Raw genomic sequence first — 19,915 nt, 5'->3', positions numbered from 1 at the left:
AGGGGGCGGCCCAGACGGGTCGCCCCCTTCTTGTACCGGTGGATTAGCGGCGCTCGAGGACCGCTACAGTTTCGGTGTGGTCGGTATGGGGGAACATGTCGACGGGCGTGATCTTGAGCAGGCGATAGCCACCGTCGAGGAGCTGGTGCAGGTCACGCTCTTGGGTCACAGGGTTGCAGCTGATATAGGTGATGCGGCGAGGTCTAAGCGCGCAGGCGGCTGCGAGGAACTCGGGGGTAGAGCCGGCACGCGGCGGATCGATGGAAAGGACGTCGATGCGCTCGTTGTTGTCGGCGGCATCTAGGATGTAGTCGGTGGCATCGTCGGCCATAAACCAGGCGCTGCGGGTAAGACCGTTGAGCTCGGCGTTGCGGCGTGCGTCGGCAATGCCCGCCGGGTTGCGCTCCACGCCAAGTAACATGATGCCGATGCCCTTGTTCTGAGCTTCTTTAGCTGCGCAAAGACCGATGGTGCCGCTGCCGCAGTAGGCATCCATGAGAACATCGCCCTGGTGCAGATCCATACCGTCGATAGCGAGCTGGTAGAGCAGCTCGGTCTGCTGCGGGTTGGTCTGGTAGAACGCAGTGGGGGAGATATCGAACTCGCAGCCGAGTAGCTGGTCGCGCATGCATTCAGCGCCATACACGATGTGGGTTTCCTCACCCAGGATGGCGTTGCCAGGGCGTCCGTTGATGTTTTGGGCGACGGTGACGATACGCGGATCGAGTGCGGCGATGGCCTCAAAGAATTCCTGCGCATGCGGCAGGTCGCGCTGGGCGGTAACGAGGGTGATCATGATCTGGTCGGTGCGCCAGCCGCAGCGAACGACGGCATAGCGAAGCAGGCCCAGATGCTTGTCCTCGTTAAAGGCGGGAATGTGCAGGCGCTCGGCCTCACGCGCAATGCCGTTAAGAATCTGACGGGCTCCCGGTGCCTCGACGGGGCATTCGGGAACAGCGACGATTCTGTGCGTGCCGCGCTCAAAAAAGCCGCAGCGGACAGCGCCCCCTTTGCCGGGGGCAAAGGGAGTGGCGGCCTTATGGCGAAAACCACGCGGCGCAGGATATTTGCCCGGGTCGCCCAGAGTAACGTCCATACCGCGAATGGGATCGACGGTTATGCCCTCACGCTCGCAAAGAGCAGCAAAAAGTTCATCCATAGCAGCCTGCTTGGCCGCCAGCTGCTTCTTATAAGGCCTGTTGAGCGCCGTGCATCCACCGCAAGCTTTCATGATGGAACAGGGCGACTTGGGATCAACGGCCTTATGAGCGGACCGGGACGACTCTTTATGCGAGCGCTTGGAACGAGCTTGAGGCGCCTTATCCTCGCCCCGACGAAAGCTGGGGCGCTTGGCCTTAGCCTTGCCTTTGGCTGGCCTGCCCTTCGCATCCTGAGACGACTTGGATTTCTTGGAAGATTTTTTCTCCTCCGACCCCTCAGCCGCCTCGATCAAAGCACGGCGAGCCTTACGCTCTGCACGAGATTCTGCCATGAAGTAACCCCACTAATTTATAAATTGAAATCTGAAAGCATTGTACCGTACCAAGCTAGCAGACGATATACAAGCGTCCACTTCACGTTAGTGATAAGTCCAACGACGTTTGCCCGGCGCGGGCGGGGAGCGGCGCGCAATTAAGTTTATCGCGAGTTCCGCACGCAAAGGAAAGCACTTAATGTGCTTTCCGTCTTGCGCAGGACTGTAGAGCAGGAAACTTAATTACGCGCCGCTCCCCGCCCGCGCTGGGCAACTTCTCCCTTGTACTCTATCAAGGTAAAGTGTATGATTCTGGACGTTACATGAATCACTTTACTTAACTAAAGTGCCATCAAGGGGGAATACCATGAATACCGATATGTCTCGTCGTCAGTTTGTTGGTCTAGCCGGCTCGCTCGCCACGGTGCTTGGCCTTGGTCTTGTCGGCTGCGGCGGTGGTGCCGACAAGGGTTCCACTGCCGGCTCTGCTGCGGCAAAGGACGCCAAGGGCGCTGTGGAGTCTAAGAAGCTCGTGGTGGGCTTTGACAAGTCCTATCCTCCGTATGGCTTTGTGGGTGACGATGGCGAGTACACCGGCTTTGATCTCGATTTGGCCAAGGCAGTTGCCGATAAGCAGGGCTGGGAGGTCAAGTACGAGGCCATCGACTGGGACGCCAAGGATACGCTGCTCAACTCGGGCGCCATCAACTGCATCTGGAACGGCTTTACCATGGAGGGCCGCGAGGACGACTACACGTTCTCCGAGCCGTACATGCTCAATGAGCAGGTGCTGGTGGTCAAGAAGGATGCGGGCATCAAGAGTTGGGACGACCTTGCCGGCAAGACCGTGATTACCCAGACCGATTCTGCCGCACAGGATGTGCTAGAAGGTGACCAGAAGGATCTGGCGGCGACGTTTGCCACGCTCGATACCATCGGCGAGTACAACACGGCTTTTATGCAGCTCGAGAGCGGCGCGGTCGATGCGGTGGCTTGCGACCTTTCGATCGCCCAGTATCAGCTTGCCGCCAAGCCCGATGCCTATACGCAACTTGACAAGCCGCTGTCCAGCGAGCACTACGCCGTTGGCTTTAAAAAGGGCGACACCAAGTCGGCCGACGCCGTGACCGAGTCGCTCAAGGCGCTCTATGAGGACGGTACAGTCAAGGACCTGTGCGACAAGTATGCGAGCTATGGTCTGTCCTTCGATAACTGGGTTTTGAAATAGCCACAGCACCCAACCTTGCGGCTCCAACCCTCCTCGCGTACCAAAGTACGCTTCGTCGGGCTTGTCGCTCGCAATCTTGGGCACTGTGCCTATTTCAATTAACACCTGGTGTTCTGTTGCTGTGAAAGAGAGCTTGGGTTGTCTATTCAGGTCATGATGCAGATGCTTGGCCAGGGTTTCTTGGTCAGTTTGCAGTTGTTTTTGCTCACGCTGTTGGGCTCGATTCCCTTGGGAATTCCCGTGGTGTTCATGCGTATGAGCAAAATCGCGCCGCTGCGTTGGATTGCGCGCATCTACATTTCGGTCATGCGCGGTACGCCGCTCATGCTGCAGATGTTTGCCATCTACTTTGCTCCCTATTATGTCTTTGGTATTTCGCTCACGCCCGATTCCAAGTGGACAGCGTGCGTTGTGGCATTCATCATCAACTATGCCGGCTACTTTGCCGAGATCTATCGCTCGGGTTTGCAGTCTATCCCGCGTGGTCAATATGAGGCCGCCGAGGTGCTGGGTTACTCACGCCTGCAGACGTTTTTGTACATTGTGATGCCGCAGGTCGCCAAGCGCATTTTGCCGGCGATGGGCAACGAGATCATCACACTGGTCAAGGACACGTCGCTGGCGTTTGCCATCGGCGTGGGGGAGATGTTCTCGACGGCCAAGGCACTGGTTGCCTCGCAAGTGAGCATGGTGCCGTTTGCGATTGCGGCACTGATCTACTGGGTCTTTAACTTTGTGGTCGAGATGCTGCTGGGCGCCGCCGAAAAGCGACTTGACTACTACCACGACTAGCCTGTTCCGTCGTGCTTTTCAAACACATGGAGGTTCCCGTGTCCGGAACGGTAATGAATATAACGAGCGCGCGCAAGGCGTTTGGCGGCAATGAGGTGCTCAAGGATATCTCGCTCGAGGTAAAGCGTGGCGAGGTCGTGGCGATTATCGGACCTTCGGGCGGCGGTAAGTCAACGCTGTTGCGCTGCGCCACGCTGCTCGAGACGCTTGACGGCGGCTCGCTTTCGTTTGGTGATCTAGCCGTTGCGACGGATGCGGGATCGGGCACGGTGTATGCGAAAGGCGATGTGCCCAAGCAGGCGCGCTCGCGCTTTGGCCTGGTGTTTCAGAACTATAATTTGTTCCCGCACTATACCGTGATGAAAAACATTACCGACGCTCCGATCCGCGTGCTCAAGCGCCCGCGCGAGCAGGTCGAAGCACGTGCGCGTGAGTTGATCGCGCAGATGGGGCTTACGGGCAACGAGAACAAGGTGCCATGCGAGCTTTCGGGCGGTCAGCAGCAACGTGTGAGTATTGCGCGCGCCTTGGCGCTCGATCCAGAGATCTTGTTCTTCGATGAGCCGACCTCGGCACTCGATCCCGAGCTAACGGCCGAGGTGCTGCGTGTCATTAAAGACCTTGCCGCGCAGAATATGACGATGGTGATCGTGACCCATGCGATGCAGTTTGCGCGCGATGTTGCCGATCGCGTGGTCTTTATGGACGGCGGTCGCATCGTAGAGGAGGGTCCTGCCGAGCAGGTTATCGGCCATCCGCGCGAACGGCGCACGCGCGAGTTCCTGAGCCGTATCGAGGGCTAGGCTCAAGTAGACATTGAGGCGAAACCGCTGCAGGTCTTATGGCCTGCGGCGGTTTTTATTTGCGCCGATGGGGCTTAATAACCGCCTCAGGCGTTTGCCCCCTCCTCTCGCCGCCCGTATTCATACGTGCGCCGAAAGGTGTGCATGGACAGTCGCCCGCGAGGGTAGGGTGGTGGCATAGGACATTTGGAGGGTGAGCCGGATCGGCTGCCGACCATGCTGCTCCCGGGACGGCATCGACCGCGAACTCTCCCCGTTGGCGTCGCGCATTGCGCGCGGCCCTGCAAGGAGGTCATCATGGGTGCTCCCAAGACCGGTAATGTAAGGAACGTGGTGCTCGTAGGCCAAGGTGGGGTGGGCAAGACTTCACTCGCCGAGGCCATGCTCCACCTTTCCGGCAAGACCGCCCGCCTGGGCGGCCACGACGGCACCAAGCCCACGCTCGACTATGACCCCGAAGAGGTCAAGCGTGCGTTTTCCATCTCGACGACCATTGCGCCGATCGACTGGAAGGGTGCGCGCATCAATGTGCTCGATGCCCCGTGCTACCCCGATTTTATCGGCGACGCCTTTGCCGCGATGAGCGTCTGCGAGACGGCTCTGTTTGTGGTCGACGCCGAGGCCGGCCCGCAGCCTACGACGGTTAAGCTCTGGTATGCCGCCGAGGACCTGCGTCTGGCGCGTGCGGTGTTCGTAAACCGCCTGTCGCGCTCCGAGGCCAGCTTTGCGACCACGATGGACCTGCTGCAGGAGCGCTTTGGCACGCGCCTGGGCGCCGTGACCCTTCCCTGGGGCGAGGGCGAGGACTTTGACGGTATCATTGACCTGGTGCGCATGAAGGCGCGCCATTGCAACGGCGCCGAAGCCGTTGAGTCGGAGATTCCCGAGGAGTATCGTGCCCAGGCCGAGGAGGCCCATGACCATCTGTGCGAGCTGGTGTCCGAGGCTGACGACGAACTGATGATGAAGTACTTGGAAGGCGAGGAGACGCTGACGCAGGAGGAGCTTGAAGGCCTGCTGTCGAAGGCGATCGCCGAGCGCATCTTTGTGCCGGTCTTTGCGGGCGATTGCATTAAGGAGCAGGGCGTCAACTCGCTGATGGACGACATCGCCACGTACTTCCCGGCGCCGACCGACTATGGTGAAATGCCGCTCATCGACGGTGATTCGCTCAAGATCTCGAGCGACGATGACCGCCCGGTGGCGTTTGTGTTTAAGACCCTGGCCGATCCTCAGCAGGGTCGCATCAGCTTCATCAAGGTGCTGACGGGCACGCTTGAGCCGGGCCTTGAGCTGATCAACGCGCGCACCCGCAAGAGCGATCGTCTGGCTCACCTGTATGTGATGTGCGGCCGCGACATGACCGAGGTCGGTCACGCCTATGCCGGCGATATCATCGTGGCGCCCAAGCTGGCGGCCGAGACGGGCGATACGCTCTCGATTACCGGCAAGGTCGAGGCTGCGGCGTTTAAGTTCCCCAACTCGCAGTACCGCATCGCCATCGAGGCCGAGAATCGCGGCGACGAAGAGAAGCTCTACACGTTTATCGAGAAGGCATGCAAGGCCGATCCGACCATGAGCATCGACCGCGACGAGGAGACCGGCCAGACCATCATTTCGGCGGTGGGCGAGGCGCAGGTTTCGGTCCTGCTTAATCGTCTTGAGGACCGTACCAAGGTCGCGGCCAAGAGCGTGCCGATTCGCATCCCGTATCGCGAGACCATTCGTCGCACGGCAAGTGCCCAGGGCCGCCACAAGAAGCAGACCGGCGGTGCCGGCCAGTATGGTGACTGCTGGCTGCGCGTAGAGCCGCTCATTGGGCCCGACGGTACGAGCGACGGCTATGAGTTTGTGGACGAGGTCGTAGGCGGCCGTATTCCGCGCTCGCTGATCCCTGCCGTGGACAAGGGCGTCCAGGAGACCATGAAGGACGGCATCATTGCCGGCTATCCGCTCACGGGCATTCGCGTCGCGGTGTACGACGGTTCGTACCACAGCGTCGACTCCAACGAGATGGCATTTCGCGCGGCGGCTCGCATCGGCCTGCGCAAGGCATGCGCCGATGCCGACCCGGTGGTGCTGGAGCCCATCGAGGAAATCACGGTGACTATTCCCGAGAGCTACGCCGGCGCCGTGATGGGCGACATCTCGGCCTCGCGCGGTCGCGTGACGGGCATGGAGACCGATGAGCGCGGAGACACCGTGGTCATCGCTCAGGCGCCTCTCGCCGAGCTGACGGATTACTCGACGCGTCTGCGCTCCATCACGCGCGGCACGGGCGACTTTACCATGAAGCCCGCCGGCTACGAGCAGGTGCCTTATGACGTTCAGGCCAAGCTGGTCGAGCTGTACAACGCGGGAAGGTAGCAAGCCCGCGTGTAGCGTCGCGCGACATAACCCCAATTTGGGTTGGGGGCGGTTGTGGCCCGCTCCGGACAAGGTTCCGGAGCGGGCTTTTCTTCTGCGACGAGCCGTTTGTCTAACGCTGTATCATTCGGCGCGCGATGCGAGCCGGGCGCTCGGAGCCTGCCCACCTCCCCGGTGACAAAAGCGACGCAATTGGGGCACGCGGGTGACTCTTGGGCGTATGAGGGGCTCGGACGTGCACACCGCGGGTGACAAAGCGCCCGTTAAGCGGTTTGCCCATACCTCCTAAACTAAAAGGCGTAGAGAAACGACAACAAACGAGAGGAGGCAGACATGGCACTGTTCGATTCGACACACACGCTCGATGCCGTCGACGCCGCCGACCAGAACGCCGTCTTCGAGGCCCTCGCCGCGAAGGCCGTGGAACTGGGCGTCGCCGCCGATGCGTCCGCTATCGTCTCCGACCTTCATGAGCGCGAGGCCGAGGCTTCTACGGGCTTTGGCAACGGCGTGGCTGTCCCGCATACCAAGAGCGCCAACGTCAGTACCCCCGCCATTCTCTTCGCGCGCCTGACCGCGCCCGTCGAGTGGCGCGCGCTCGACGACGCTCCCGTCGACACGGTCATCAACATCCTTGTCCCCGAGAGTGGCAGCGACACCCATCTGCAGCTGCTCGCCAAACTGGCGCGTCGCCTCGTGCACAAGGATTTCGTCGACCATCTCAAGGGCGACTCCATCGAAGACGTGTGCGCCCTCATCCAGGGCGTCGTCGGATAGCAGGTAATGTTCAACCCCGTGTGAAAGGAAAGAGGGGAGAAGCATATGGCAAAGTCAATCGTGGCCGTCACCAACTGCCCGGCCGGCATTGCACACACCTACATGGTGGCCGAGGCGATCAAGACGAAGGGCATCGAGCTGGGTTATGAGGTTCACGTCGAGACCCAGGGTGCCAGCGGCGTCGAGAACAAGCTTACGCCCGAGCAGATCAAGGAGGCCGACTACGTCGTCCTCGCGCTCGGTCGCGGCATGAACGATGACGATCGTGTTCGCTTCGACGGCAAGAAGGTCGTTGAAGTGCCCGTTTCCGAGGCCCTCAAGCGCATCGACAGCCTTATGGGCAACCTTGAGAGTGAAGCCAAGGTCTTCCAGGCTTCCGCGGTCAAGCTCGGCGCCAAGCAGGAAAGCGTCACCACCGGCATCATGAGCTACCTCATGGCCGGCGTCTCCGCGGCCCTGCCATTTGTCATCGGCGGCGGCGTACTCATGGCCATCGGCTCCATCATGGCCCAGTTCGGCGCGCCCAATGTAGCCCCTGGCGACGGCCAGATGGCTTCGCTCGCCTGGGTGCTCAATACCATCGGCGGCCTGGGCTTCACGTTCATGATTCCGATGATGGGCGCCTTCATCGCCAACGCCATCGGTGATAAGCCTGCCATCATGCCGGCCTTCATCTGCAGCTACCTCGCCAACAGCACCGACTTGCTCGGCACCGAGGTCGGCGCTGGCTTCCTTGGCGCCTGCGTAATTGGCCTTGCGATCGGCTACTTCGTCAAGGCGATGAAAAAGATCAACCTGGGCAAGAACTTCCAGTCCCTGCTCGGCTTCCTGATCATCCCGGTCGTGACGCTCTTTATCTTTGGCCTGGGCACGTACTATATCATCGGCCCGGCCATGTCCTGGCTTATGAACGCCTTCGTCGGCCTGTTGAGCTCTATCCCGAGCTCGATGAAGCTCGTCGCCGCCTTCCTGGTAGGCGCCATGCTCGCCTTCGACATGGGCGGCCCGGTTAACAAGGCCGCTTGGTTCTTCTCCTTCTCCCTGCTGGGCTCCGGCGTATACGACTGGTACGGCATCGTGGGCGTCGTGACGATCCTCCCGCCGATGGCCGCCGCCATCGCCACTTGGATCCGCCCGAAGCTCTTCACGCAGGCCGAGCGCGACTCCGCAATCCCTGCGCTCATTGTCGGCGCAACTGTCGCCACCGAGCCGGCCATCCCCTATGCCCTGGCCGCGCCTCTGCCCATGATTTCCGCGAACGTCATCGCTGGCGGCGTCGCCGGTGCTATCTCCATGGCCCTTGGCGTTCAGCGTATCGCTCCGGGCATCGGCATCTTCGATCCGTTCCTGGGCCTCATCTACCCAGCGACCAGCTACTACATCGCCGTCGCCGTGGGTCTGGTCCTGAACATCGCTCTCATCATCGTCTTTAAGTCCGCTTGGATGAAGAAGCGCGAGGCTCAGAACGCCTAAGTCTCGATAGAATAATTAGTCCTGCGGGGTCGCCGGTCTGTTCGGCGGCTCCGCAGGTTTCAATGAAAGGAATGGGGAAATGCGCTACGACTTCGATCGCGTCATCGACAGAATGGGTACCTACAGCACCCAATGGGACTATGCGGCCGACCGGTTTGGCAGCGCAGACGTGCTTCCCTTTTCCATCTCGGACACCGATTTCGCCGTGCCCGACGAGGTCATGGATGCCCTCCGCGCCCGCATGGAACACCCCATCTTTGGCTATACCCGCTGGAACCATAGTGACTACAAGGGTAGTGTTGCCGGCTGGTTTGCCAGGGACGGGGCGTCCCACGTGGACATGGACTGGGTCGTGTACAGCCCGAGCGTCATCTTCTCGGCCGCGACGGTCATTCGTCTGGTGAGCGAGCCGAATGACGCCGTGGTGACGCTCACTCCCATGTACGACGCCTTCTACGGCCTGATTGAGGGCAACGGGCGCGAGCTTGTGGCCGTTGCTCAGGCGAGCGCCATGGACGGCTACGGTCTCGATTGGGATGCCCTCGAGGTGGCGCTTGCCCGCCCCGAGGCAAAGGTTATGCTGCTCACCAACCCGCATAACCCCACAGGCAAGGTCTTCACGGCAGGCGAGCTTGCTCGTATTGTGGAGCTCTGCCATGCCAACGGGGTCTTTCTCATTTCGGATGACATCCATCGCGATATGATTCTGGGCGGAACTCCCTACACACCCGTGACGAACATCACGCGCGAGGGCGTGGCGCTGCTGTGTTCGGCCTCCAAGACGTTCAACACGCCCGGGCTCATCGGGTCCTATGCGCTCATCCCCGACGATGACCTGCGCGAACGCTTCCTGTTTGAGCTCAAGCAAAAAAACGCCCTGTCGAGCGTGAGTATCTTGGGGATGACTGCCCAGATGGCGGCGTATCGCTCGTGCTCCGAGTATGTGGACGAGCTTGTGGCCTATATTCGCGGCAACATGCAGGCGCTCAAGGATTTCCTTGCCGCCAATCTGCCCGAGATCCGCTTTGCGGTGCCGCAGGGGACCTATCTTGCCTGGATGGATGCCTCGGGCCTGGGGTTGGATGCGGCCGAGCTCCAGCGCCGGCTCGTTGAGGTGGGCCATGTGGGCATCATGTCGGGCGAGACGTACGGCGGTGCCGGGTACCTGCGCATGAATCTCGCCTGTTCGCACTCGAAGGTCGAAAGGGGGATGGAGCGGATGCTCGCCGGCATCCGCTCGTAGCGGCATGATCAGCAAGAGACAGAGACAGCTTCTGCGGGCGCTCGACGACGGTCCACGCTCCGGCGCCGAGCTCGCCGAGGCACTCGGCGTCTCCCGCCGTACCGTGGTGCGCGAAGTGGCGAGTGTGAGCGCGTGGCTCGAGTCCGTGGGCGCCGGCACCATCTCGAGCGATCCCAACTACCATCTGATGGTCACATCCGAGGATGCGATTGCCTCCATCCTGTCGCAGGACCTCACCGACGAGGCGCGCGTCCTCATGTGCGTGCTCTCCCGGCCGGGGATCTCGACGGCGCAGATCTCAGGGGAGACCTATCTCTCGGTACGCTCCGTGCGCGCAGCGATGGATGAGATCAACGTCCGGCTGCGCGGGGTCGTCGCGCTCGAGGCGCGCGTGGGCTACGGGATCGATGCGGACTTTAGCGGCATGGGACCGGCGGACCTCTTGGCGGCGCTCGCCATCGACAATGCCGGTATTGCCGCCGAGCTCGAGCGCTCATGCGGCTGGGACTCCCTGATGCGCCTGATCGGCGAACGGGGCGAGGAATACCGCCTGCTCATGGAGCCGTATCTGTCGCAGCGCCAGCTGAGGATGCAGACGCTCGCCGCCGTCTGGTGCAGCGCGTGGCTCGTGCCCGACGCCCCGGGCGGGGCAGATGCCGGTGCGCGTGCCGTCACCGAGTTCCAGCAGCGCAAGAAGGACCTGCTCTACCGCCTGGTCACGTGCCGTGCGGCCATTCTGGCGCGCATCAGCGAGGTGCTCGTCTCGCACGGCATTAAGTCGACGCGCGAGGACCTCGGTAGTCTTATCTTCGACCATGTGCTGCGCTGCGCCCTCTTTCCCACGCTCATGTCGGCGGAAATCCAAAAGCAGATGCGAGGGATCCGTATGGAGCACCCGTTCGAGTTCGACTTTGGCGCCGATCTCTCCGAGTGCCTGCGCGCATTTGACGAGCATCTGTTTGTAGAGCCCGACTTCCTCTCGCTCTACGTGTTGGCCTCGCTGGAGCACTTTACGCGCCATCCCGTGAGTCTACTTCTGGTCTGCGGGCGCCCTTCTGTGGCGACCATCAACAAATCCCTGATCGAGCGCGGCGTCGACGGCGTCGAGGTCGAGCTCGTGGACAGCGAGCCGCTCGCCCGGCACGCGCTTGAGGACGGATCGTTTGACCTGGTGGTGGGCGACGCCGCGGCAGCGCGAAACTTTAAGGCCGCACGTGAATGGGACCTCTCGTTTTCGGGCGTGCTCTCGGCCTACGAGGTCGACCGCATCCGCCAGATGGCGCTGCGCGTGCTCTACGAGCGCGATATCGCGAGCCTGCTGCCGCGCGCGAGCTATCTTGAGCTGCATGTTGGGGCCGGCGACTACCTCGATGAGCTGTCGCGCGCCCTCGGCGGGCTGGTGGCAGCGCATGCAATCTCGGCAGATGAGGCGGCCCTCATCATGGATCGCGAGCGTCAGGGCGACCGTCTGCAGCTGGGACATGTCGCGTTCCCGCATACCATCACGCCGGTCGCGGCCTCGACGTTTCGTCTGCTCGCCATCATGCCCGACGCGCCTCTTCGCGACGGCGACGAGCAGATCGACCTGGTGGTGGTGACGCTTGCGAGTCAGCGCCTGGCCGACAAGAGCAGCATGTTCAACTATCTGTTCTCCGTGCTGCACGATGCCGAGCGCGCCCACGTGCGCCTGCCGCGCACCTATGAGGAGACCGTCGCGTTCTTAGGGCGCGACTTTGGCTATGCCGAGGAGAAGAGCGATGAGTGATGAGGCGATGGAGGCGCGCGGGGTGTTTGCGGCCGCATGTGGCGTGGCGGGCGCTGCTGGATCGACAATGGGGACCGAGCTGACGCCGGCTGCCGAGATTCGCGCCTATGTGGATGAGGTCTGGCCGAGCTTTCTTGATGATCTTGAGGCGCTCGTGGTCGTGCCGAGCGTGGTCGACGAGTCGCGCGCCGTGGCGGGCGCCCCGTGGGGCCTGGAATGTCATCGGGCGCTTTGCGTTGCGATGGATGTGGCGCGCCGCCAGGGGCTTTCGATCGTTGACTGCGACGGGTACGTCGCGTATGGCGAGCTTGCCGGTGAGACGCCCGAACAGGTGGCAACGATTGCCCATGTGGACGTGGTTCCAGCGGGTGAGGGCTGGACGGTCGAACCCTATGCTTTAACGCGTCGCGAGGGCGTGCTTATGGGCCGCGGCGTGCTCGATGACAAGGGCGCGGCGCTGGCCTCGATCTATGCTGCTGGTTTTTTGGCGCGCCGCGTGCGCAACGGCTGGAAGCCGCAGCGGACGCTCCGCTGCATCTTGGGCGCCTCGGAGGAGGCGGGCATGATGGACGTGCGTCGCTACCTAGCAGATCACGAACCGCCGGCATTTTTGTTCACACCCGATGCCGAGTTTGCCGTCTGCTGCGGGGAGAAGGGCTGCGTCAACGCCGAGGTCTCTCGCGCGGTCGACAGCGCCGGGGCGATCATCGAGCTTACGGGCGGCGTGGCGAGAAACGCGGTGCCCGCGCGTGCCGAAGCGCTCGTGTGCATGGACGCCTGCGTGGATGGGTTACCCCGCGCCGAGGGGATCGATGTGGAGCCCGCCGGCGACGGCACTGCCCGCATTGTGGCCCACGGCGTCGCCGGGCATGCCGCCGAACCGGCGGGTACGGTGAACGCCATCGGCGTGTTGGCGGCCTATCTGGCCGCATGCGGTGTCTGCAGCGCGGCCGAGCGCGAGTTTCTCGGCTTTTGCAAGCGGGCCCTTGGTGTATGGGACGGCTCCGGCTTGGGAATCGATGTCGCAGACGAGCTGTTCGGCGGCCTCACGTGTATCGGCGGAACTATACGCACCCAGGCGGGGAGCTTTGTGCTCACGCTCGATGCGCGCCTTCCGGGTGCGGCCGATGTCGAGCAGGTGGGCCGTCGCATCGAGGACGTTGCGCGCGAGTGCGGCTGCGAGGCGCGTATCACCCATGTGCGGGAGCCGTTCACCATGGACCCCCAATCGCCCGAGGTCATGGCGCTCCGTCGTGCCTACGAGGAGTTCGCGGGCCGGCCCGCGGTGCCGTTTGCTATCGGCGGGGGCACGTATGCACATCACTTTCCGCGTGCCGTGGGGTTCGGTCCGCTCGACCGCGCTGAGCCGCTGCCCGATTGGGTCGGCCCCGAGCACGGCCCCGACGAGGGTATCTGGGAGCACCAGCTCAAGCGCGCCCTCGCCATCTACATCCGTAGCCTCGAATCCCTCCTCAACCCTAAAGTGAGGATAGACCCAAAATTGGGGTAATGGTGTCGCATGGGTAGCATAGTCCCAATTTGGGGTTAGTCTCCATTTTGGGATTAGTCGCCGTTGGCCTGGTTGCGGCCGGTGGCATAGTCGATCTGCACGTGCGGCTGCAGGTTGTAGCAATATACGTGGAAGCAGAGGGTCTTGCCGTGGTCCTCGACCGATTGTGCCTCAAGGCGCACGCCACGGCAGACAAGTTCCTCTTCGTTATACATGGGCGTGACGCGGTAGAGCACATGGTTGCCCGTATCGCGAATATAGTTGAGAACCTGCTCTTCAAACGGTAGCATGCCCGTCTCGTTGAGATAGCGCGTGCCGGTGAGGAGGTTCTTGCGGTTGGCGTTTTCGCCGCAGAGCGACCAAGCGATGAGATGGCAGCGGTTGTAGAGGCTCTGGCCTGGAATAAAGTCGTAGCGTTGCTGGTGCCAGCCGGCAGGATGGATGCGCGAGATATCGCCGCGCTCGCCTTGACCGAGTGACTCGGGGCCCACGCAGGCGAGCGCCTTGCGAGTGCGACCCAGGCTGTCGAGCTTGGAGAACTTCTTAAAACAGCCCTCTTCTGTAGCGCGCTCGTATTCATCGAGCGTGAACGATGGTGTGCCGAGCGGGTGCGTGCTGTCGGCGCGCAGGGCAACATAGGGGTTACCCGCGTAGTCAGGAATGCTGCTGAGATAAACACCGCGGGCGCGGTCGAGATCGGGGTTTTCCACCCCGTCGATGGGGGTGGCGGGGCTGTCTGTGGAAGTGTCGTCACCGGTGCCGGTTGCGGCGGATTCAGAGCCATCGCCAGCGTCCTGGCTATTTTGAGAGTCCGAGGAGCTCGCTGTTCCCGATTCGAGCCGGGCAACCAGGTCTGCCTCGTCGTCGGTGCGGCTGGGACTCTCGTTTTGTTTTTCGGCCAGAGCTGCCGCCTGTTCATCGCTTTGCGGCGACAGCAGCTTGGGAGCTCCGTCGAGCGATCCCGTAAACAGCGCAAATCCCAGCACCACAGCGGTGCCGATGGAAAGTACTTGCTTGTAGGCGGATTTGCGCGACATGGTGACTCCTGGACGGACGGTTGGGAGTCTACCAGTCTAGCAGGAGCCGCCGAGGGCCGTTCTATCGAACAAATACTTAAGATTTGGGACAAACGCTGCTGGTTCATTTGCCTCATATGGAGCTGCAGCGGTTATGCATGTGGGGCTATTCGGAGTTTCCCCAGATAAAACCTACCAAAATAAACCTGTCCCTTTTTGGCAGGCTAATCGTGAGTTATTTCACCGCAACTTAGGGCACGGTTAGGAAGTGTGCACCTTAAAGAGTGGAGCCCTTGATTAGAGAGATTGCGCTCGTCTCTCTAAATATCTCTTTAAAGAGAAGGTCAGTTAAAGAGATAACATTAGGAAATCTAGCAGTGAATTTGATGCATCTCTCTAAATTTCTCTCTAAAATAAGATGCCTATCTCTCTAAAGTTAGAGAGATATACTATACTTTAGAGAGATAAATCTATCGTTTTAGAGAGACGGAATGCCAATGCTGCTGGATGAACCTCTTGGCCTTATTGTTGAGCGTCTTCGCAGGCGGGGGACTGATGACGCATCGGTAGAAGTTAAAGCCTGCACGAATAAATTGAGCGCAGATGTATGGGAGACAGTGAGCGCTTTTGCGAACACTGCGGGTGGGCTCATTATTTTGGGCCTGAACGAAGCCGAAGGATTTGTTCCTTCGGCTCACTTTGCTATCGATAGGGTGCGCGATCAGTTTGTTTCGGGTATCGGAGACGGAGGCTCAGCGGCGGTGGTGACCCATGCGCCGCGGTACGAGCTTGATCGAGGCGAGGTCGACGGGCTCCAGGTGCTTCTGGTGCGCATCTTTGAACTTGAGCTTAAAGCGAAGCCTTGCTATATCGGCGCGCGCGGCGTGCAGAACGGTAGCTACAAGCGCGTGGATGATAAAGATATCAAGATGTCACCCGCTGAGCTATATGAGCTGCAGAGCGCGTTGCTTCCGAGCGATGCAGACGGTACGGTGGTTTCGGAGGCAACGGTCGAGGATTTGGATCCAGATGTCGTGCGGTCTATTATCGCAAATCGCCGGCTGCAGACCCCGCGCGTTTTGCGCGGGGCCGATACGCTGGAAAAGCAGCTGGTCAGACTCAATATCACTACAAAGGATGGCGCCGTGAAGCTCGCGGGGCTTCTGTCGGCGGGAATTTACCCCCAGCAGTTCTATCCCAAACTGATGATCGATGTCGCCGTTCATTCCGATGTGGAAAAATCTGCACCCGGGCAACCCCGGTTTATTGACCGCCAGTTGTGCGATGGCCCGATTCCGGCTTGCATCGAAGATGCCCTTGCCGCGATTGGACGAAACTTGCGCAAAGCGACGATAGTGCAAGGCGCTGGCAGAAGGGAGGATTGGGAAGTTCCCCAGGAGGTTTTGCGCGAGGCCTTGGCAAATGCCTGCATCCATCGAGAATATTCGCCCATGTTTGTGGGGCAGGCCGTGAGTGTCGATATCTATCCAGACAGAATAGAGATCAAAAACCCCGGTGGGCTTTGGGGCGGAAAGACGGTGGACAATCTTGCAGACGGGGAATCGCGCTGCCGAAACCCAAAGCTCATGAGCCTAATGGGGGCGACGCCGTTAGAGCATGCCGAGGGGGCCGTTGCAGAAAGCCAGGGATCTGGTATCCCGGCTATGATTCGCGAGATGGAGTCTCGTTCGCTTGGAAGGCCGAAATTTATCGTTAAGGCCGATTCGTTTACGGTGCTGCTTTCCCGGCACGGGGCGGAGCTTGCTGAAAACCGCACGTGGATTCAGAGCCATGTGGGCACCGAGCTGACGGATCGCGAGGAAACATTGCTCATGTTTATGCGGGAGCATGGGTGCGTATGCGATGTTCAAAAAATACGAGAGGCCCTGAAGTGGGATTCGGATGACATTCGCCTGATCTGCGGGGATCTTGTCGATAAACATGTCCTGTCAAAATGTGGCAAAGACACGTTTGAGATTATCGATATGAGCAGAGAACCGTCAGCTTCGACGGCGGATAGGATCCTGGAGGCTCTCAGCGCCGAAGTGGATATGACGGCGCGAGAAATAGCGGTTGCATCGGGGGTCAAAATTTCGTCCGTCCGCTACCATCTGCCAAAAATGGCGGATAAAGGGCTCATCGAAGTAATGGGTTCATCGACGAGCCGCAACCGCCGCTATCGGAAGAAGTAGATGCAGCCGAATTGCCCCTCTATCGTCTCTCGAAGTTTGATGGGTGCTAGAGGGGCGACTGCCTCGCGATATTTTCCCCAGATAAAACCTGCCAAAACAAACCTGTCCCTTATTGGCAGGTCTGCGGGTTAATGCCCGCCAAACGAAGTTGCGGTGGAATAGTTCCTGTTTGGGCCCGATAGGCCGCAAAACAGGAACTATTCCACCGCAATTCTTCGGGATGCGCTATTGGTTCATGTTGCCGTGGATGTAGGGGGTGACCTCGGGGGAGATGTGGCCGCAGCCCAGCTCGCGCAGCGCGGACTCGATGGCGGCGGGCAGCGGGGTCTTGCCCTCGGCATTGACGGTAGCACCGCCGAGGGCGGCAATTTTGGCGACATCTGCGTGAGCGGCCTCGATACGCATGCGGCCGCCGACCAAGCGCGCGCGTACCTGCGACAGACCAAGATCGTGCAGGTAGTCCTCGCAGGCGCGGATTAAATCGACCTTCTCGTGCGTAAGCTCCTCGCCTGTGGGGACGCGCGTGGCAAGACAGGCTCCCGCCGGCAGGTTCCAAACGGGATAGCCCCATGCGCGCAGCAGCTCGCGCTCTTCGTCCTTGGTAAAGCCGACCTCCATAAGAGGGGAGCGTACGCCGAGCTCTTTGGCAGCGCGCATGCCGGGACGGTAGTCACCGCGATCGCTTGCATTGCTGCCATCGATGACGGTGGGAAAGCCGAGCGACTTAGCGTGGTTGACGATGGCGGTAAAGCCGGCGTGCTTGCAGTGGTAGCAACGGTTGGCGTCGTTGCAGGCTACTTGGGGGAGCTGCAGCTGATCGACCGAAAGATTGAGCACGGGGAGCTTAAAATGCGGTCCCTCATTGGTTTGCCTGTCAACGGATCGCTCAAACGAGGTCTGTTCGGGCGTGCCGATGAGCGGCGTGGTGAGGTGAACGAGAAGCGTGCTGGCAGGCATGATGCGGGCGCAGACCGCGGCCAAAAAGCTGCTGTCGACGCCACCGGAAAAGCCGATGGCGACGCGTCCGTATGCCAAAAGCAGCTGTTCGAGCGCCGCGAGTTTGTCCTGAAGCTCCTTTGCAGGTGCGGTAGTGTCTGAAAGCATAAAACAATCCTTACCATTGAGTACTCGGTCGAAAACTATAATCCTATCGGACTGCTCGTCATATGACTTTTGCCTATGTAACGATAGTGCAATATGCTATATACGTTATATACAAGTTTGTAAAGTGCGCTAGAGTGGCCGTAATGCAATCCGGTGAGGGGACCGATATGATCAAGACTGTAATTTTTGACATGGACGGAACGCTGGTCGATACCGAGCGTTTGGGCATCAAGGCATGGAAGGCGGGCGCTGCCGAGCTGGGGGTCGCGATTGATGATGCGCTGATCCATCAGTTTATCGGCCGCACTCTGCCCGATGTCATGGACATCCTTGATAAGCATTACGGCAGCCATGAAACCACCGAGGCGATCTATGTTCGCCACAAGGAGATTCGCGACGAGATGGTCAAGACCGATTTGGAGCTTAAGGCCGGTGCCGCCGAGTGCATAGGCGAGCTGCTGGCTGCGGGCTATCACGTGGGTCTAGCGACGTCGTCGCGCCTCGCTACGGCCGAGCGCAACCTTAAGATGGTCGGCCTTTTTGACAAGTTTGAGACGGTGACCTGCGGCGAGGACGTCGTGCACGGCAAGCCCGACCCCGAGATGTATCTGCTTGCCTGCGAGCGCGCGGGCTTTGCTCCCGAGGAATGCGCTGTGGTCGAGGATTCACGCAACGGCTGCGTCTCTGGCATCACGGCCGGCTGCCATGTCTTTGCCGTCCCCGACATTGTGCCGCTGCCGCAGGACGTGGTGGATGGCTGCGAGGCCGTGCTCGATACGCTGTTCGACCTGACGGCGGCGGTCAAGGCTGTGCGCTAGACAGCTGCGGCGTTGAAACGGGCAATTGCCCACATTTACGCTTAAGCATAAGGGGTCCGGCAATGGCCGAGCCTCTTTTGCTTAAGCTGCGTTTTGGCATACTGGTCGACGTGCTATAGATACGCGCCCAGGTTGATGGCGGTGGCTTCGGCTTGGCTGCTTGCCTGGGTACTGGCGCGCTCTAAGAGGAACGGCCGCACGAGTTCCTGACGGTTGATGTCCTCGGCGGCTGTGACCTCGGTGACGGTGCGTGCGGCGGAGCCGATACGGACGCGTTTGGTTTTTGTCGGCGCCTTGTTCTCGATTTGCTCCACGAGCAGCTGCACGCCCTTGCGGCCAATTTCGTAACCCGGCGGTGCCACTGTGGTGAGAGGGACCGACCCGCTCCATGCAAGCGGGTTGCCGTCGCAGCCGGCCACGCGAACCTGCTTGGGGACGGAGATGCCTTTGTCGATCAACGCCGAGATAACACCCGAGGCCAATACGTCGGTTAGGCCGATGACAAAATCCGGACGCTCATCGGTGGAACGCTCGGCAATCTGGGCGCCGATGCCGTAACCGTCGGCAGCGGTATTCCATTCTCCGGCGTCAATGACCTCAATTTTGATGTCGGGATGAAGGGCGAGGGCCTTGTGAACGCCAAGCACGCGCAGGGTGAGCTGCATAAATGCCGCTCTGCCCACAACGGTGATATGGCGTGCGCCGCGGGCGATGGCGAGCTCGGCGATAATGCGCCCCTGTGCCTCGTTGTCGGCGGCCACGTAGTAACCGGGCTCGGAACAGTGGATGTCCAGATGGACAATCGGCACGGGCATCTTGGTCATGGCGGGGTGCCAATCGGGGGATGCCATGGGCTGAACCATGACGCCGGACATCTGCGTGCCCATAAAATAGCGCAGGTAGTGGTCTTCGAGGATGTCGTCGTTATCGGCGTTGGCGATAAGCAGGTCGTAACCGTGCTTGCGGGCCTCGTTATGGGCGCCGCTGGCAATTTGGAGCGAGAAGCCGTGGTCGAGACGGGGGAGGACCAGGCCAAAGGACTTGGTGGTGCCTCCTGCGAGCTGGCGGGCGCTTTGGTTGGGCAGGTAGCCAAGGCGATTGATGGTCTCATTGATGAGTTTGAGGGTCTCGGGGCGCAGCTTTTCGGGATGGTTGAGCGCGTTGGATACCGTGCCCAGCGAGACCCCTGCCTCGCGCGCGACGTCGCTGATTTTTACCTTTGCCATAGCGGCCCCTTTGATGCGTTTCAAGTACAAGCCAGATTGTAGCATCGCCCGTCCCTAGGGTGTCAAAACCTGCCAATTAGGGACAGGTTTATTTTGGCAGGTTTTATCTGGGGAAACGCTATTGCCA

General features: G+C 60.6%; 15 protein-coding genes. 11 read left to right on the top strand and 4 right to left on the bottom strand.

Going from position 1 to position 19,915, the window contains the following annotated elements:
• Positions 1-43: 43 nt before the first annotated feature.
• Positions 44-1,492 (bottom strand): 23S rRNA (uracil(1939)-C(5))-methyltransferase RlmD, encoded by a 1,449-nt coding sequence (rlmD, locus tag ACTQV3_RS07445; RefSeq protein ID WP_441067939.1) that lies wholly within the window; start codon positions 1,490-1,492, stop codon positions 44-46.
• 349 nt (positions 1,493-1,841) lie between these two features.
• Here rlmD and ACTQV3_RS07440 point away from each other — a divergent pair, with 349 nt between their 5' ends.
• From ACTQV3_RS07440 to ACTQV3_RS07400, 9 genes are all read left to right on the top strand, one after another.
• On the top strand, positions 1,842-2,702 hold the full coding sequence (locus ACTQV3_RS07440; RefSeq protein WP_441048882.1) for a transporter substrate-binding domain-containing protein: 861 nt from the start codon (positions 1,842-1,844) through the stop codon (positions 2,700-2,702).
• A 138-nt stretch (positions 2,703-2,840) separates the two neighbouring features.
• A complete protein-coding gene (locus ACTQV3_RS07435; protein ID WP_441067937.1) occupies positions 2,841-3,494 on the top strand; it encodes an amino acid ABC transporter permease in 654 nt (217 codons plus the stop codon).
• Positions 3,495-3,547: 53 nt separating this feature from the next.
• Positions 3,548-4,297, top strand: a complete 750-nt coding sequence (locus ACTQV3_RS07430) for an amino acid ABC transporter ATP-binding protein (protein ID WP_195838601.1) — start codon at positions 3,548-3,550, stop codon at positions 4,295-4,297.
• A 297-nt stretch (positions 4,298-4,594) separates the two neighbouring features.
• Complete coding sequence (locus ACTQV3_RS07425) at positions 4,595-6,664, top strand: elongation factor G (RefSeq protein ID WP_441067935.1); 2,070 nt, start codon at positions 4,595-4,597, stop codon at positions 6,662-6,664.
• Positions 6,665-6,997: 333 nt separating this feature from the next.
• Positions 6,998-7,441 (top strand): fructose PTS transporter subunit IIA, encoded by a 444-nt coding sequence (locus tag ACTQV3_RS07420; protein WP_441067933.1) that lies wholly within the window; start codon positions 6,998-7,000, stop codon positions 7,439-7,441.
• 45 nt (positions 7,442-7,486) lie between these two features.
• Complete coding sequence (locus ACTQV3_RS07415) at positions 7,487-8,914, top strand: fructose-specific PTS transporter subunit EIIC (RefSeq protein ID WP_441067931.1); 1,428 nt, start codon at positions 7,487-7,489, stop codon at positions 8,912-8,914.
• 79 nt (positions 8,915-8,993) lie between these two features.
• Positions 8,994-10,157: a MalY/PatB family protein gene (locus ACTQV3_RS07410; protein WP_441535849.1), complete on the top strand. Its 1,164-nt coding sequence runs from the start codon at positions 8,994-8,996 to the stop codon at positions 10,155-10,157.
• Between the two features lie 4 nt (positions 10,158-10,161).
• Positions 10,162-11,922 (top strand): HTH domain-containing protein, encoded by a 1,761-nt coding sequence (locus ACTQV3_RS07405; protein WP_441067927.1) that lies wholly within the window; start codon positions 10,162-10,164, stop codon positions 11,920-11,922.
• Positions 11,915-13,432, top strand: a complete 1,518-nt coding sequence (locus ACTQV3_RS07400; protein WP_441067925.1) for a Sapep family Mn(2+)-dependent dipeptidase — start codon at positions 11,915-11,917, stop codon at positions 13,430-13,432. The genes ACTQV3_RS07405 and ACTQV3_RS07400 overlap by 8 nt, the downstream gene beginning before the upstream one ends.
• Before the next feature lie 53 nt (positions 13,433-13,485).
• Here ACTQV3_RS07400 and ACTQV3_RS07395 read toward each other — a convergent pair whose 3' ends face one another.
• Positions 13,486-14,469, bottom strand: coding sequence for a DNA/RNA non-specific endonuclease (locus ACTQV3_RS07395; protein ID WP_441067923.1), 984 nt, complete (start codon positions 14,467-14,469; stop codon positions 13,486-13,488).
• Positions 14,470-14,945: 476 nt separating this feature from the next.
• On the opposite strand from ACTQV3_RS07395, the gene ACTQV3_RS07390 reads away from it, so the two are divergent.
• Positions 14,946-16,640, top strand: a complete 1,695-nt coding sequence (locus tag ACTQV3_RS07390) for an ATP-binding protein (RefSeq protein ID WP_441041374.1) — start codon at positions 14,946-14,948, stop codon at positions 16,638-16,640.
• A 225-nt stretch (positions 16,641-16,865) separates the two neighbouring features.
• Here the strand turns inward: ACTQV3_RS07390 and ACTQV3_RS07385 are convergent, their stop codons facing one another.
• The gene (locus ACTQV3_RS07385) at positions 16,866-17,744 is read right to left on the bottom strand and encodes a hypothetical protein (RefSeq protein WP_441067921.1); all 879 of its coding nucleotides are present in this window, start codon (positions 17,742-17,744) and stop codon (positions 16,866-16,868) included.
• A 167-nt stretch (positions 17,745-17,911) separates the two neighbouring features.
• Between ACTQV3_RS07385 and ACTQV3_RS07380 the strand changes: the two genes are divergently transcribed.
• Complete coding sequence (locus ACTQV3_RS07380; protein ID WP_441064075.1) at positions 17,912-18,562, top strand: HAD family hydrolase; 651 nt, start codon at positions 17,912-17,914, stop codon at positions 18,560-18,562.
• Between the two features lie 113 nt (positions 18,563-18,675).
• On the opposite strand, the gene ACTQV3_RS07375 is transcribed toward ACTQV3_RS07380, so the two are convergent.
• Positions 18,676-19,788 (bottom strand): LacI family DNA-binding transcriptional regulator, encoded by a 1,113-nt coding sequence (locus tag ACTQV3_RS07375; protein ID WP_441067919.1) that lies wholly within the window; start codon positions 19,786-19,788, stop codon positions 18,676-18,678.
• Positions 19,789-19,915 lie beyond the last annotated feature (127 nt).

The sequence above is a fragment of the Collinsella sp. LCP19S3_A7 genome, from assembly GCF_052121995.1.
Classification (GTDB): domain Bacteria; phylum Actinomycetota; class Coriobacteriia; order Coriobacteriales; family Coriobacteriaceae; genus Collinsella.
This window is presented reverse-complemented; position numbering and strand designations above follow the sequence as displayed.

Bases quoted from the DNA above. Each gene is read 5' to 3' on its own strand.
- rlmD (WP_441067939.1), bottom strand. From the start codon at position 1,492: ATGGCAGAATCTCGTGCAGAGCGTAAGGCTCGCCGTGCTTTGATCGAG.
- ACTQV3_RS07440 (WP_441048882.1), top strand. From the start codon at position 1,842: ATGAATACCGATATGTCTCGTCGTCAGTTTGTTGGTCTAGCCGGCTCG.
- ACTQV3_RS07430 (WP_195838601.1), top strand. From the start codon at position 3,548: ATGAATATAACGAGCGCGCGCAAGGCGTTTGGCGGCAATGAGGTGCTC.
- ACTQV3_RS07425 (WP_441067935.1), top strand. From the start codon at position 4,595: ATGGGTGCTCCCAAGACCGGTAATGTAAGGAACGTGGTGCTCGTAGGC.
- ACTQV3_RS07420 (WP_441067933.1), top strand. From the start codon at position 6,998: ATGGCACTGTTCGATTCGACACACACGCTCGATGCCGTCGACGCCGCC.
- ACTQV3_RS07415 (WP_441067931.1), top strand. From the start codon at position 7,487: ATGGCAAAGTCAATCGTGGCCGTCACCAACTGCCCGGCCGGCATTGCA.
- ACTQV3_RS07410 (WP_441535849.1), top strand. From the start codon at position 8,994: ATGCGCTACGACTTCGATCGCGTCATCGACAGAATGGGTACCTACAGC.
- ACTQV3_RS07405 (WP_441067927.1), top strand. From the start codon at position 10,162: ATGATCAGCAAGAGACAGAGACAGCTTCTGCGGGCGCTCGACGACGGT.
- ACTQV3_RS07400 (WP_441067925.1), top strand. From the start codon at position 11,915: ATGAGTGATGAGGCGATGGAGGCGCGCGGGGTGTTTGCGGCCGCATGT.
- ACTQV3_RS07395 (WP_441067923.1), bottom strand. From the start codon at position 14,469: ATGTCGCGCAAATCCGCCTACAAGCAAGTACTTTCCATCGGCACCGCT.
- ACTQV3_RS07390 (WP_441041374.1), top strand. From the start codon at position 14,946: ATGCTGCTGGATGAACCTCTTGGCCTTATTGTTGAGCGTCTTCGCAGG.
- ACTQV3_RS07385 (WP_441067921.1), bottom strand. From the start codon at position 17,744: ATGCTTTCAGACACTACCGCACCTGCAAAGGAGCTTCAGGACAAACTC.
- ACTQV3_RS07380 (WP_441064075.1), top strand. From the start codon at position 17,912: ATGATCAAGACTGTAATTTTTGACATGGACGGAACGCTGGTCGATACC.
- ACTQV3_RS07375 (WP_441067919.1), bottom strand. From the start codon at position 19,788: ATGGCAAAGGTAAAAATCAGCGACGTCGCGCGCGAGGCAGGGGTCTCG.